11 protein-coding genes, 2 pseudogenes and 1 riboswitch are annotated in these 12,912 nt (G+C 70.4%); of the genes and pseudogenes, 12 read left to right on the top strand and 1 reads right to left on the bottom strand.

All coding sequences use genetic code 11. The annotated features are described in order from the left end of the window. Positions 1-47: 47 nt before the first annotated feature. A pseudogene (locus ACFYU0_RS07550) lies at positions 48-749 on the bottom strand (isopenicillin N synthase family dioxygenase); the annotation flags it as partial. 571 nt (positions 750-1,320) lie between these two features. Between ACFYU0_RS07550 and ACFYU0_RS07545 the strand changes: the two are divergent. From ACFYU0_RS07545 to ACFYU0_RS07490, 12 genes and pseudogenes are all read left to right on the top strand, one after another. After that, a complete protein-coding gene (locus ACFYU0_RS07545) occupies positions 1,321-2,427 on the top strand; it encodes an LLM class flavin-dependent oxidoreductase (RefSeq protein WP_389298509.1) in 1,107 nt (368 codons plus the stop codon). Then, complete coding sequence (locus ACFYU0_RS07540; RefSeq protein WP_389298507.1) at positions 2,424-3,824, top strand: NtaA/DmoA family FMN-dependent monooxygenase; 1,401 nt, start codon at positions 2,424-2,426, stop codon at positions 3,822-3,824. The genes ACFYU0_RS07545 and ACFYU0_RS07540 overlap by 4 nt, the downstream gene beginning before the upstream one ends. Before the next feature lie 16 nt (positions 3,825-3,840). Continuing rightward, positions 3,841-3,975, top strand: a pseudogene (locus tag ACFYU0_RS07535) (LLM class F420-dependent oxidoreductase); the annotation flags it as partial. A gap of 73 nt (positions 3,976-4,048) precedes the next feature. Next, positions 4,049-4,873, top strand: a complete 825-nt coding sequence (locus ACFYU0_RS07530; RefSeq protein WP_389298506.1) for a DUF1684 domain-containing protein — start codon at positions 4,049-4,051, stop codon at positions 4,871-4,873. An 88-nt stretch (positions 4,874-4,961) separates the two neighbouring features. After that, a riboswitch (SAM riboswitch) is annotated at positions 4,962-5,074 on the top strand. 34 nt (positions 5,075-5,108) lie between these two features. Then, a complete protein-coding gene (locus ACFYU0_RS07525) occupies positions 5,109-5,225 on the top strand; it encodes a putative leader peptide (RefSeq protein ID WP_023551189.1) in 117 nt (38 codons plus the stop codon). A 271-nt stretch (positions 5,226-5,496) separates the two neighbouring features. Next, positions 5,497-7,062, top strand: a complete 1,566-nt coding sequence (locus ACFYU0_RS07520; RefSeq protein ID WP_389298505.1) for an ABC transporter substrate-binding protein — start codon at positions 5,497-5,499, stop codon at positions 7,060-7,062. 3 nt (positions 7,063-7,065) lie between these two features. Next, entirely contained in the window at positions 7,066-8,025 is a 960-nt protein-coding gene (locus tag ACFYU0_RS07515; protein ID WP_389298503.1) for an ABC transporter permease, read from the top strand. Further along, a complete protein-coding gene (locus tag ACFYU0_RS07510; RefSeq protein WP_389298501.1) occupies positions 8,022-8,945 on the top strand; it encodes an ABC transporter permease in 924 nt (307 codons plus the stop codon). The genes ACFYU0_RS07515 and ACFYU0_RS07510 overlap by 4 nt, the downstream gene beginning before the upstream one ends. Beyond that, a complete protein-coding gene (locus ACFYU0_RS07505) occupies positions 8,927-10,621 on the top strand; it encodes a dipeptide ABC transporter ATP-binding protein (RefSeq protein WP_389298499.1) in 1,695 nt (564 codons plus the stop codon). Before ACFYU0_RS07510 ends, ACFYU0_RS07505 begins: the two co-directional genes overlap by 19 nt. Positions 10,622-10,634: 13 nt before the next feature. Continuing rightward, positions 10,635-11,693 carry an LLM class flavin-dependent oxidoreductase gene (locus ACFYU0_RS07500; protein ID WP_389298497.1) on the top strand — a complete coding sequence of 353 codons (1,059 nt, stop codon included), beginning with the start codon at positions 10,635-10,637 and terminating at the stop codon, positions 11,691-11,693. Beyond that, positions 11,690-12,130, top strand: a complete 441-nt coding sequence (locus tag ACFYU0_RS07495) for a hypothetical protein (protein ID WP_389298496.1) — start codon at positions 11,690-11,692, stop codon at positions 12,128-12,130. The genes ACFYU0_RS07500 and ACFYU0_RS07495 overlap by 4 nt, the downstream gene beginning before the upstream one ends. Then, positions 12,127-12,912 carry a TSUP family transporter gene (locus tag ACFYU0_RS07490; RefSeq protein WP_389298495.1) on the top strand — a complete coding sequence of 262 codons (786 nt, stop codon included), beginning with the start codon at positions 12,127-12,129 and terminating at the stop codon, positions 12,910-12,912. The genes ACFYU0_RS07495 and ACFYU0_RS07490 overlap by 4 nt, the downstream gene beginning before the upstream one ends.

Here is a 12,912-nt window from a genome sequence, read left to right as displayed (position 1 = left end):
CCCTGGGTGGCGATCTCCAGCATCTCACCGATGTTGAACACGAACGCGCCGGGCACGGGTACCGCGTCGATCCACTCGCCGTCCTCGCGCTGCACCTGGAGCCCGCCGACCTCGTCCTGCTGCAGCAGCGCGAGATAGCCGTAGTCCTTGTGCGCACCCACGCCCTGGTCTGCGTCCTCGGCGACGCGCGGCGGATAGTGCACGATCTTCACGTGCACGGCCGCCTCGTCGTCGAACCACTGGTCGAAGTAGCCCTCGTCCTGCCCGAGCGCCGCGGCGAGCGCCCGCAGCACCTCACGACTCACCCGCAGCGCCTCCGCCTGCCAGCGCAGCACGATGTCCCGCAGCTCCGGTAGGGCGGAGGGCCATTGGTTGGGGCCGATCAGGCGCAGATAGTCGGGATCGTCCGGGCCGGTCTCGAGCGCTGCCCGCTCCGGGCCGATGTCGATCTGCTCGCGCCAGTCGGCGCTGCCCCCCGTGTATTCGGTGCCGGTGCGCGTATAGCCGCGGAACTGCGGTGAGTTGAGGTTCTCGATCTCCAGCCGCTGCTCTTCCGGCAGCGCGAAGAAGCGGCGGGCCGCGCTCAGTACCTCTTCCCGCAGTGCCGCTGACACACCGTGCCCGGTGACGTAGAAGAAGCCCACCTCGTGGGCGGCGGAGCGGAGTTCGGCGAGGAGAGCGTCACGGTCCGCGTCCGGGGCGCGGAAGCGGGAGATGTCGATGACAGGCAAGGCTGTGGACTGGGCCATGGGAGATTCCTTCACGGCAAGGCCGACACGCGCGCTCCACAACTACGCCCTGAAAATGTCTAGTTGAGGGCGAAAGGAGGCAGCAGGCAGAAAGAGATGAACGAGATCGCGAGCCGTCGAATGGCGGTCAGCAACAGACCTGGTCGAACTGATCGGCGCGGCGGCTCACCCAGAACGGGTCGAGCAGCACCGTGTGTGCCGTGCCAGTGGTCTCCATGGCCGGATCAAAGCACACTCGGAAAGATGAGTCCACCATGCGTCCCAGCGGGCGAGACGGCCCTGCGCCCATGGTCGACCTTGACATTCAGCGGGGTGGACGACATACGTTGAACGGGGAAGTTCCTGACAGGTGGAGGCTTCGATGCACGTACTGGGCGCGGCACCGCGCGGTGCGTGCACTGGTGCGCGGCTGATCACCCGGCGGCATGTCGACTACTGCCGCACCTCCTCCGCCGTTTGTCCTTCCGTGCACGTCTGACCCCTGCCGGCCAGTCCCGCCGGCTGTCTCGTCGTGGCCTGTGGCCGCGCGCGCTCGCGTTTCCGTGCTCCCGTGTTCCCGGAAGGAACCCCATTGTCCGGCTCTGCCCTGCACCTCGCCGTCGAGCTCGACGGCGACGGCGCCCACCCCGCGGCCTGGCGCCGCGCCGCCCACTCCCCCGATCAACTGCTCACGCCGCGCCGCGTGGCCCGGGTCGCGGCCATCGCCGAGAACGCCGGGTTCAGCCTGATCACCCTGGACGACGGCGTGCTGCCGCCGGGCGCCGCACCGGATCCGGTGGGCCGGATCGGCGCAGTCGAGCGGGCGGCTTTCGTCGCGGCGTCCACGAGCACCATCGGGATCGCGCCGGTCGTCCCGGTCACCTATGCGGAGCCCTTCCACGTCTCCAGTCAGTTGGCGTCCCTGGACCACATATCCGCCGGTCGCGCCGGGTGGGTGGTGACGGAGGAGGAGCGTCCCGAGGCGGCCCGGGCCTGGGGGCGCCCGCTCGTCGCCGGCGCCGACGCGCGGGCCCGGGAGTCCCGTGACGGGGTCGACGTGGCCCGCGCCCTGTGGGACTCGTGGGAGGACGACGCGGTCGTCCGGTCCGTGGCCACCAGCCGCTACCTCGACCGCGAACGGCTCCACTACGTCGACTTCACCGGTGAGACGTATGCCGTCAAGGGCCCGGCCATCGTGCCGCGCCCGCCCCAGGGGCAGCTTGTCGTCCTGGGCCGTCCGGACCGGGTTCCCGACGCACAGCTCGACGTCGCGCTCGTCACAGGGCGCGACCTCGCATCGGTCGCCACGGCCGCCGCAGCCGCCGGTACGCCCCGCGTCTTCGCGGAGGTCGAAGTGGCACTGGACACACCCGAGGCCACAGCCGCCGAACGCGTCGCAGATCTCGAACGACACGCGGAATGGACCGACCGGGGAAGGCTGCGGCACATCGGCCCCGCCGACCAACTCATCGCCCTGCTAAATGAATTGAGCCGTCACGTCGACGGCGTACGGCTGCATCCGCTGGTGCTGGACGAGGACCTGTCCGTCCTCTCCCGCCTCGTCCTGCCGGACCTGTCCGGGCGGCGTCTTGTCGCCCGTCCGGTGCCCGGCACGTCCCTGCGCTCGACCCTGGGTCTGCAGCGCCCCGCCAACCGCTTCGCCACCGCCGCCGCGGCCGCCCCGGAGGACGCCCAATGACCCGCACCGACCCCCTCGACGTCCCCCGGCCCGACGCCCAGCTCCACTTGGGGGTGTTCTTCCAGGGCGTCAACCACTGGACCATCTGGTCCGCCCCCGACAGCGGCTCCCAGATCGACCCAGCCTCCTTCCGCCGGGTCGCCCAGACCGCCGAACGCGGCCTGTTCGACGCCTTCTTTCTCGGTGAGGGGCTGCGGCTGCGCGAGGTCGACGGCAGGATCCACGACCTCGACGTGGCCGGACGGCCGGACGCCATCACCCAGCTCGCCGCGCTGGCCGCGGTCACCCGCCGCATCGGCCTGGTCTCCACGTCCAACTCCACCTTCAACGAACCCGCCGATCTGGCCCGCCGCCTGTCCGGTCTGGACCTGCTCTCCGAGGGCCGCGCCGGCTGGAACGTGGTGACCACGGACAACGCCTGGACCGGCGCGAACTTCCGCCGCGGCGGCTACCTCGACCACGCCGACCGCTACCGGCGCGCCGAGGAGTTCCTCACCCTGGCCCGCGCCCTCTGGGACGGCTGGGAGGACGAGGCAGTCGCCGACTCCATCGGCGCGCCCGCCTGGGCGGCGCCCGGCGCCGTACGCCAAGTGCGGCACAAGGGAACGCAGTTCGACGTCGACCTCGCTCCGACCCTGCCGCGCAGCGCCCAGGGTCATCCGGTGATCTTCCAGGCCGGTGACTCCGGTGAGGGGCGCGACTTCGCCGCCCGCAACGCCGACGTCATCTTCTCCGCGCACGGCACCGACTTCGACGACGCACTGGCCTTCGCCGACGACATCCGGCGCCGACTGCGCGCGGTCGGGCGGCCCGACGACGATCTGCGGATCCTGCCCGGCACCGAGATCATCATCGGCGCCACGGAGGAGGAGGCTCAGGAGAAGAAGCGCTGGGTCCGGCTCCAACAGGTCACCCCTGCAACGGCCTTGGGGATCGCCGGGCTGCTGTGGGGCATCGACCTGTCGGACCACGACGCCGACGGCCCCTTGCCCAAGGAGGACCCGGTCGTCACCGAGAACGACGGCTCCTTCGGTGCTCGGCGCGTCGCCGACCCGCGTGCCGTCGTCGGGGAGTGGCGGGCGAAGGCGGAGGCGCACGGCTGGTCGCTGCGCGAGACCGTCATCGCGCTGGGCCCGCAGCGCGGGCACGTCGGCACTCCGTCCGGCCTCGCCGACAAGTTCGCCCACTATGTACGGCACGGCGCGGTCGACGGATTCAACGTCACGCCGTACCTCATCCCCGACGGCCTCGACGACATCGTCGACCTGCTCGTCCCGGAACTGCAGGAACGCGGGATCTACCGCACCGAATACACCGGCAACACCCTGCGCGAGAACCTCGGCCTGCGCGCACCCCTCACCCACCGGTCCGCACCGCGCCAGCGGCAGGCGGGCTGAGCCCCCGGCCCGGCGCGACGAGAAGACGTTCGAGGCCGAGGTGCGCCGTCACGACGCGGGCGCCACCGAGGTCGTGTTCTCGGTCACCGAGATCGCGGGAGCAGCCGACCGCCGACGCACCTGGCGACTCCTCGGCGAACTGGCCGGCTGAGTACACCCGTCGGCCCCACAACCCCTTGCATTCCCTGCCCGAAGGCACCCCCGGCACAAAGGAGATTCCCCATATGACCACCGAGGCCACCACCACGGACCTCCACGCCTTCACCGAGACCTGGCTGGAGTGGTACCGCAGCCAGGAGGCCCGGCTCGCCGCCCCGCACGGCTTCCTGGCGGTCACCGGCCTGCACTGGCTCGACGACCGGCCCCAGCGCTTCCCGGACGCGCCCGGCTCGTGGCACACCGGCCCCGAAGGCGTCGTCGTGGACCTCGACGAGGGCGAGGAGCTGGTCGTCGACGGGACGCCGGTGCGCGGCCAGCACCGCTTCGGCGTGCTTCCCGAGCGCGGCGGCGTCGACGCCGTCTGGGGAGACGCCGTCATCGAGGTCGCCAAGCGCGGCGGCAACGACATCGTGCGCCCCCGGCACCCGGACGCGCCGCTGCGCACGGCTTTCACCGGCACGCCCGCCTACGCCCCCGATCCGCGCTGGGCCGTGCCTGGCCGCTACATTCCCTTCGACACACCGCGGCCGACCACCGTGGGCGCCGCGGTCGAGGGCCTTGAGCATGTGTACGACGCTCCGGGCAGGGTCGAGTTCGAGCTCGACGGGCGCCCGCTGTCGCTGACCGCATTTCCCGGCCCTGGTGCGGGACGGCTGCTGGTGCTGTTCACCGACGCGACCTCCGGGGTCACCACCTACGCCGCCAACCGGTCCCTGGCGCTCGATCCGCCCGCCGCCGACGGCACGGTCGTCCTGGACTTCAACCGCGCCGCGAACCTGCCGTGCGCCTACACGGACCTGGCCACCTGCCCGCTGCCCCCGGCCGAGAACCGGCTGCCCGTGGCGATCGAGGCCGGCCAGAAGATCCCCCGCGAGCGCGGAGGCTCCTGAGCCGGACGCACTCACGCCCCGACTCCCCTGACGGAGCGTCCTTTTGCGCCATTGACGCACGCCAAGACCGCTCCGTAGGATCATGAACGGCATTGAGTGTCAGCGTGAAGCCCTGGCTCGCTGACCGGCAACCCTCCCGCGCGGTGGGGTGCTCCAGGTGAAAGCCCGGCGGGATCACCGACGATCCCGCAAGCGCGTGGCCCCGTGACCGGGGCCGGATAGGCGGAGGACCGATATGCGGCACGGTGGTGACCTCAGCGCCCGTTTCGCCGGCGCCACCGTGTTCTCCCGGCTCTCGCGTCGGCGCCACATCGACCTCAAGCGCTCGACCAGCTGTCTCTGTCAGGCCTGACGGGTCTTCCCGCCCCAGGCCGCGGTACGAGACCTGTCGTCGCCGCACCCGCCTGCGCCTGATCTCCGCCTGTCTTTGATCCTCCCTTTTCCCTCTGATCCCCGCCTGCACAGCGCCCCCTCGGCACCGGCGTCGCGCCGGCCGGGGCCGCATGCCCACGCACGGCCATGCCTCGTACGGCGTCCGTGCCTGGTGACACGAGTTGGAGAAGCCCTCCGTGACTGCACTTTCCCATGTCAGATCCTCCCGGTGGGCGGCACTGACCGCCCTTGTGACCACCAGTGTTCTGCTGAGCGCCTGCGGCTCCGGCGGCGGCGATTCCGGCAGCGGCGCCGGGCAGCCCAAGTCCGGCGGCACCCTGACCTTCGCGGTGGGTTCGGACGCCGGCTGCGTGGATCCGCAGCAGGTCGCCAGCAACGAGACCATCTACTCGGTGCGCCAGGTCGTGGACTCCCTGACGGACCAGGACCCCAAGACCGGCAAGATCGTGCCGTGGCTGGCGAAGAGCTGGGATGTCAGCTCCGACGCCACGACGTTCACGTTCCATCTGAGGTCGGGCGTCACCTTCAGCGACGGCTCGAAGCTGACCGCGCAGGTGGTCAAGGACAACTTCGACGCGGTGCCGAAGCTCGGCGCCCTGGGGACGCTCGCCGAGGGCTATCTGAGCGGCGTCAAGAGCACCACCGTGGTCGACCCGCTCACCGTGAAGGTGACCTTCAGCCAGCCCAACGCCCAGTTTCTTCAGGCCACTTCGACACACTCGCTGGGGATCGAGTCCTCGGCGAGCGTGAAGAAGACCCCGCAGCGGAAGTGCAGCGAGGGGGTGATCGGGTCCGGGCCCTTCGTGCTGAAGCAGTACGTGCAGAACCAGTCCCTCACCCTCGCCAAGCGCACCGGATACGCCTGGGGTTCCTCGCTGTGGTCCAAGAAGGGCGAGGCGTACCTGGACAAGCTGGTGTTCAAGGTGGTGCCGGAGGCGGGTGTGCGGGCCGGCAGCCTGCAGTCCGGCCAGGTCGACGCCGTCTCCAGCGTCGGCAAGGCCAACGAGGCGGCCCTCAAGGGCGGCCAGGTCACCCTCCAGCGACGGGCCAACCCCGGCGTCGTGTTCGGTCTCGGCCTCAACAACTCACGGCCGCTGCTCAAGGACGCCAAGGTGCGCCAGGCGATCCTGTACGCCGTTGACCGGCAGCAGATCGCCGACACCGTGTTTCCGACCGGCACCCGGCCGGCCACCAGCGTCCTCGCGCACACCACGCCCGACTACACCGACCTCGCCTCCGGCCTGACCTTCGACGCCGCCGCGGCCAAGTCCTCGCTGGACGGGGCCGGCTGGAAGACCGGCAGCGACGGCATCCGCGCCAAGGACGGCAAGAAGCTCAGCCTGACCATCAAGTGGTTCCCCAACGCGGCCACCAACCAGCCCGCGCTGGAGCTGATCCAGCAGCAGCTCAAGGCCGTCGGCGTCGAAGTGGTTCTCAAGCAGCTCCAGATCACGCAGTTCGCCCCGACCCTCCAGTCGGGTGACTACGACGCGGTGTGGGGCAACGTGACCCGTGCCGACCCCGACATCCTGCGCAGCTCCTTCTCCACCAAGCTGGCCAACTTCTACCGCCTGCCCGTCAGTTCCCTCGACACCGCCCTGTCCGACCAGGCCGCAACCGTCGATGGGGCCAAGCGCAGGCAACTGGTCACCCAGGCACAGCAGTTGATCGTGCAGAACGCCCACTACGTGCCGGTGGTTGAGCTCCAGACCCAGTTGGGCGTGGCGAAGAAGGTGCACGACCTGAACTTCGACGCCTCCAGCCGGGTCCAACTGCACGACACCTGGATCGGCTAGCGCATGCGCCGCTATGTGATCAAGCGGCTGGCCCAGGCGGTCGTGGTGCTGTGGGCGGCCTACACGGTCTCGTTCCTGGTGCTGGACTATCTGCCGGGCGACCCGGTCACGGCGATGGCCAGCGCTGGTATGGACTCGGGGCAGGTCGACCCGAAGCAGCTCGCCGCCCTGCGGCACGAGTACGGCTTCGACAAGCCGGTGCTGGTGCAGTACGCCGAGTACCTCGGCCGGGCGGTGCGCGGGGACTTCGGCGACTCGGTGTCCACCGGTCGGCCGGTGACCTCAACGCTGGCCGATGCGCTGCCGCAGACGCTGCAGCTGACCGGCGCGGCCCTTTTGCTCGCGGTGCTCCTCGGCGGCGGTCTGGCGGTGCTGGCGACCTACACCGCCCAGCGCTGGCTGCGGCAGCTGCTGCTGTCGCTGCCGCCGCTGGGGGTGTCCGTCCCGACGTTCTGGGTGGGGCTCCTGCTGGTCGAGTTGTTCTCGTTCCGGCTGCGCTGGTTCCCGGCGTTCGGCAACGACGGATTCAAGGGGCTGGTATTGCCGGCGCTTACGCTGGCGGTGCCGACGGGCGCGCAGGTCGCGCAGGTCCTCGCCAAAAGCCTGCTCACCTCGCTCGACCAGGCGTATGTGGAGACCGCGCGGGCCAAGGGCGCCGGGCGGTGGCGGGTTCATCTGCGGCATGCGCTGCGCAACGCGTCCCTGCCGGCCCTGACGGTCGTCGGCTTGCTGGTGGGGCAGCTGATCGCCGGTTCGGTCGTCGTCGAGACGGTGTTCTCCCGCGACGGCCTCGGCCGGGTCACCGCGGCGGCGGTCACGGCCCAGGACATCCCGCTGGTCCAGGGGGTGGTGGTCTTCGGTGCGCTGATCTTCGTGACGACGAACCTGGTCATCGACCTGGTCTATCCACTCCTGGACCCGCGGATCGTGGTGGCCTCGGGCGGAAGGGCGGTACTCACATGAGCCAGAGCCTTGTCGACGACCCCGCCGAAACAGCACTGGGACCGGCCCGCCCGGTCGAGGCGGGGCCGAAGCCTGGTCCCGGGGGCCGCGTGGACGTACGACGGTTGCTGCGCTTCGTGGTACGCCGCCCGGGGCTGCTCCTGTCCGTGACCCTCCTCGTGCTGGTGGTGCTGGCCTCGTTCTGGCCGGATCTGTTCACCTCCCAGGACCCGCTGAAGGGCGTGCCGTCGCAGAACTTCCGTGCTCCGAGTGGCAGTCACTGGTTCGGCACCGACGAGCTGGGCCGCGACGTGTTCTCGCGGGTCGTCCACGGCGCCCAGCTGTCACTGAAGGCAACGCTGATCGCCGTGCTGGTCGCGTTCGTGGTCGGCGGGCTACTCGGGGTGGTCGCCGGGTTCGTGGGCCGCTGGGTGGACGACCTGCTCATGCGCTTCGTCGACGTACTCCTGTCCATCCCCGCCCTGTTCATGTCCCTGGCCCTGGTCACCGCTCTCGGCTACGGCACGGTGAAGGTGGCAGTCGCGGTCGGCATCGCCAGCGTCGCCGCGTTCGCGCGGGTGGCGCGCTCAGAGGTGCTGCGGGTGCGGCAGGCCGTCTTCGTCGAGGCCTCACGCGCCAGCGGAGCACGCTGGTACTCGGTACTGGGCCGCCATGTGCTGCCCAACGCGGCAGGCCCGGTGATCGTCCTGGCCACCCTCGACTTCGGCTCCTCCATCCTGGCCGTGTCGGCCCTGAGCTTCCTCGGCTACGGCGCTCCCCCGCCGGCTCCGGAATGGGGAACCTTGATCTCCGACGGCCGCAACTACCTCGCCAACGCCTGGTGGCTGACCGCACTGCCCGGGCTGGTGATCGCCGCGACCGTACTGGCCACCAACCGCATCGCCCGGGCGCTGGACGGCGAATGGTCCCGGCAGCGATGACCGACGAGCGTGAGAAAGGTGAGGACGTGACCACACCACTGCTGGAGATACGCGACCTGTCGGTGTCGTACCGCACCCGGGGCGGCACAGTCCAGGCCGTCCGCGGCGTCGACCTCGACGTGTGGCCGGGACAGGTGACCGCGGTGGTCGGCGAGTCCGGCTCCGGCAAAAGCACGACCGCGCACGCGATCACCCGGCTCCTGTCGGCGAACGGCAGCATCGACGCGGGCACCGTCCGCTTCGGCCGACACGACCTGGCCACCCTGTCGGAGGCGGAACTGCGCACTGTACGCGGGGCACGTATCGGACTGGTCCCCCAGGATCCGACGGTCTCCCTCAACCCCGTCAGGCGCATCGGCGACCAGGTCGCCGAAGTGCTGCGCATCCACGGTCTCGCAACCCGCCGCTCGGCCCCCGCAGAGGCGATCGCCGTCCTGGACCGGGCCGGACTGCCCGACGCGGCCACCCGCGCCCGGCAGTACCCGCACGAACTGTCCGGCGGCATGCGGCAACGCGCCCTGATCGCCATCGCCATCGCCGCGAAACCCGAGCTGATCATCGCCGACGAGCCCACCAGCGCGCTCGACGTCACCGTGCAGCAGGTCATCCTCGACCATCTCCAGCGCCTGACCGAGGAGTCCGGCACGGCGATCCTGCTCGTCACCCACGACCTCGGGGTCGCCGCCGACCGGGCCCAGCGCCTGGTGGTGATGTCCCAGGGCAAGGTCGTCGAGGCGGGCCCCACCCGCGACATCCTCGCCGACCCGCGGGACGACTACACCAGGCATCTGCTGACCAGCGCCCCCAGTTTGACCACCGCCCGGCCCCGCACACCAAGCCCCGCCGTCCCCAAGCCCGAGACGGCACCCCTGGTCGAGGTACGCAACCTGGTCAAGGAGTACAGGCTCCCCCGCACCAGCAACGGCCCCCGAACCCTGCGCGCCGTCGACGACGTCAGCTTCACCCTTCACCGGGGCCAGACCCTTGCTCTGGTCGGAGAGTCAGGGTCGGGCAAGTCAACCACCGCCCGCCTGATACTCCGCCTCGCCGACGCGACGTCCGGACAGATCCTCTTCGACGGCGTCGACGTCACCACCGCCAAGGGCGCCCAAGCCAGGCAACTTCGCCGCCGCGCCCAGCTTGTCTACCAGAACCCCTACGCCTCGCTCGACCCCCGGTTCTCCATCGGCGAGGTGATCACCGAACCGCTGCGCGCCTTCAAGATCGGCGACCGCGTCTCCCGGCTCGCCCTGGCCCGAGATCTGCTCGACCGGGTGGCACTTCCGGCCGCGACGCTGGAGCGCCGTCCGGCGGAACTGTCCGGCGGACAGCGGCAGCGCGTGGCCATCGCTCGTGCTCTCGCCCTCTCCCCCAACCTGGTGGTCTGCGACGAACCAGTCTCCGCGCTCGACGTGTCCGTGCAGGCCCAAGTCCTAGATCTGCTGGCCGAGTTGCAGGCCGGTACGGGAGTGGCGTACCTCTTCATCTCCCACGATATGGCCGTCGTACGGCAGATCGCGCACCAGGTCGCCGTCATGCGGGCCGGCCGCCTCGTCGAGACGGGTCCGCCGGAAGAACTGTTCACCCGCCCCCGCCACGCATACACCCACGAACTGCTCGCGGCCATTCCCGGCGGCCGCGTCCCCACCCTCGCCGCCGAGACCACCACGAGCTGAGGACCACGGTCGCATGAGCACTCCCACCATCACCTCATTGGCCTTTCTCACCCCGGGCAATTTCGCCGACGACGACCCGTACACCGGCCTGGAGGAGACACTCCGACTCTTCGAGTACGGTGAACGGCTCGGCTTCGACGGCGCCTGGATCCGCCAGCGCCACCTCGAACACGGCGTCGGCTCAGCTGCCGTATTCCTCACCGCGGCCGGCCAGCGCACCGAGCGGATCGAGCTGGGCACCGCGGTCATCCCTATCGGCTACGAAAGCCCGTTCCGTCTGGCCGAAGACCTGGCGCTTGCCGATGTGCTGTCCCGCGGCCGCCTCCAAGTCGGCTTCAGCACCGGCATGCCGCACGCCGACCTGCTCGGCGACCTCGTGTACGACGGCGACTGGCGCAGCTTCGACCTGTCATACGGCAGGATTGCCCGCCTCGTCGACAACCTGCGCGGGGACTATCTCGGCGACCCGGACACGGTCATCCGTTCGCCCGGCAACGTCCAGCGCCCGCGCCTGCAGCCTCACAACCCCGGCCTTGTGAAGCGGATCTGGTACGGCGGAGGCAGCCTGCGGTCGGTCCGATGGGCCGCTGAAAACCGTCTCAACCTGCTGTCCGGCAACATCGTCTCCGGCGAAGACACCGACGACTTCACCACGGCCCAGCTGAACCTGCTCCGCGAGTACCGGCACCGCCTGGACGACAACCGCCCGGCGGCGCGGGTGGCGCTGGGACGGGTGATCGTGCCGTTCGACAGCGCGGAAGATGCCACCCGGGCCCGCTACCGGGACTACGCGGCCAGTCGGCACGAGCGCACGCTGAAACCGCAGACCCTGGGGGCGATGGGCCCGAAGCGATTCCTGTTCGCCCCGGACGTGGTCGGCACCGCGGAGCAGATCCTGGAGCAGCTGACGACCGACCCCGTCCTCGCACAGGTGTCGGAGCTACGCCTGGAGCTGCCGTACGAGTTCCATCGTGAGGAGTACGAACAGATCCTGCACGACGTCCGGCACCTGATCGCCCCCAAGCTGGGCTGGCGCCCCGCTTCCTCGGCGCTTCAGGAGGCGGGCCAGTGAGCCCTGGTCCCGAGCGCCCGGTCCGGCTCCAGGCTCATGCCCGCGAGCCGCTCGCCGAGGCCCACCGTTTCCCGGGTATCGGGGCGTACGAACTGCTGGCCGCCAACACCCACTACGCCGTGGAACCGGAGGCGGCCGCCAACCGCTCGTTCCCCGACCTCGACCTCGCACCGCGCGACAACACCGGCAAGGCGCGCTTCAGCGGAGACGTCGAGATCCTGCGTTCGGTCGAGAGCGGGCGAAGGCGGCTGTTCTTCGACTGGGCCAACCGGGGCAGCAGGCGGGCCCTCGGGTACTTCTGCGCTGCCTCACGCACCAACCGGCCACGCACGCTCACCGACGCCGGAAACGGCTGCTTGATGCGGCTCGGCTGCACGCCGAGGGCCAACACTGCCCGCATCGAATCTCGGGTCACTACCGAGGGGGGCCAGCAGTGACCTGGTTGACGGGATGCGCCAGCTTTTCCGCCGGTTTGTTGATTGCGGTGGTCACCGCGCCGGTAGGGGTCTCGGGGGCGGTGTTCCTGCTTCCCGTGCAGCTGAGTGTGCTAGGCGTGCCGAGTCCGGCGGTCACGCCCACCAACCTTCTTTACAACGTGACGGCCGGCCCCGGCGCGCTGATCCGCCACGCCAGGAGCGGCCGTCTCGGCGGACCACTCACCCGCCGACTGGCCCTGGGGACGCTGCCCGGCGTGGTCGCGGGCGCGGTGATCCGTGTATTCGTCGTGCCCGGTCCCGGTGTCTTCCGGGCCCTGGTCGCCGTACTCCTGCTGCCTCTGGGCCTGTGGCTGTGCCTGCGCACGATACGGCCATCCCGCACGGACACAACCCGGCCCGCCTCTTCCGGTCCGGCCCTCACCGCGCTCGGCCTGGCAGTCGGCGTAGTCGGCGGGGTCTACGGCATAGGGGGCGGTTCCATACTCGGGCCGCTCCTGGTCGGTCTCGGCCTACCGGTCACCGTGGTGGCTCCGGCGGCGCTGGCTGCCACCTTCCTCACCTCGGTCGTCGGCACCATCACGTACGCGCTGCTGGCCCTGACCACCACCGGTCCGATCGCCCCGGACTGGCTGCTGGGCCTTGCCTGCGGACTGGGCGGCCTGCTCGGCGGCTACCTCGGAGCCCATCTGCAACCGCACCTGCCCGAGGCCGCGCTGCGGCTCCTTCTAGGCGGGCTCGCCGCGACGGTCGGCCTCCTCTACACCGTTCAGGCTCTAGCCTGA

Source organism: Streptomyces sp. NPDC003720, assembly GCF_042875075.1.
Lineage (GTDB): Bacteria > Actinomycetota > Actinomycetes > Streptomycetales > Streptomycetaceae > Streptomyces.
This window is presented reverse-complemented; position numbering and strand designations above follow the sequence as displayed.

What these genes read in the sequence shown, in the direction of transcription:
- ACFYU0_RS07540 (WP_389298507.1), top strand. Translation starts at nt 2,424, where the DNA reads ATGACCCGCACCGACCCCCTCGACGTCCCCCGGCCCGACGCCCAGCTC.
- ACFYU0_RS07530 (WP_389298506.1), top strand. Translation starts at nt 4,049, where the DNA reads ATGACCACCGAGGCCACCACCACGGACCTCCACGCCTTCACCGAGACC.
- ACFYU0_RS07525 (WP_023551189.1), top strand. Translation starts at nt 5,109, where the DNA reads ATGCGGCACGGTGGTGACCTCAGCGCCCGTTTCGCCGGCGCCACCGTG.
- ACFYU0_RS07515 (WP_389298503.1), top strand. Translation starts at nt 7,066, where the DNA reads ATGCGCCGCTATGTGATCAAGCGGCTGGCCCAGGCGGTCGTGGTGCTG.
- ACFYU0_RS07510 (WP_389298501.1), top strand. Translation starts at nt 8,022, where the DNA reads ATGAGCCAGAGCCTTGTCGACGACCCCGCCGAAACAGCACTGGGACCG.
- ACFYU0_RS07505 (WP_389298499.1), top strand. Translation starts at nt 8,927, where the DNA reads ATGGTCCCGGCAGCGATGACCGACGAGCGTGAGAAAGGTGAGGACGTG.
- ACFYU0_RS07500 (WP_389298497.1), top strand. Translation starts at nt 10,635, where the DNA reads ATGAGCACTCCCACCATCACCTCATTGGCCTTTCTCACCCCGGGCAAT.